Here is a 441-nt window from a genome sequence, read left to right as displayed (position 1 = left end):
TAAACGATGATTACTCACGATGAGTGTCCACACAGATTGATACGGTTTATAAGTAAAAGAGACGATACTGGGTCTGTAGCTCAGGTGGTTAGAGCGTTCGCCTGATAAGCGAGAGGTCGGTGGTTCGAGTCCACTCAGACCCACCAATTCCCTTCCCAAGGAATTGGCATACAGTATCGACACCTTGATGGGGCTATAGCTCAGCTGGGAGAGCGCCTGCCTTGCACGCAGGAGGTCTGCGGTTCGATCCCGCATAGCTCCACCATCTTTAAGCATTCTTACGAGAGTGTTTAAAAATGGTTTTCATCAGAAAATCTAGCTCTTTAACAATTTGGAAAGCTGACAAAACAATCTTTAAGATTGTTTGTAAAGTTCTCAATGTTTGTCTTTAAGACAAACACCAAAAAACACATTCAAGTGTTCTTGGGAATATCACTTTTA

2 tRNA genes are annotated in these 441 nt (G+C 43.1%); both read left to right on the top strand.

Annotated elements, in window-relative coordinates:
- Positions 1-69: 69 nt before the first annotated feature.
- A tRNA-Ile gene (locus QTO06_RS25440) sits at positions 70-146 on the top strand.
- Positions 147-189: 43 nt separating this feature from the next.
- A tRNA-Ala gene (locus tag QTO06_RS25435) sits at positions 190-265 on the top strand.
- Positions 266-441: the final 176 nt, after the last annotated feature.

The sequence above is a fragment of the Vibrio sp. M260121 genome (genome assembly GCF_036533715.1).
Classification (GTDB): Bacteria; Pseudomonadota; Gammaproteobacteria; order Enterobacterales; family Vibrionaceae; genus Vibrio.
The sequence above is the reverse complement of the archived record's forward strand: the minus strand, read 5'-3'. Positions and strand labels throughout refer to the sequence as shown.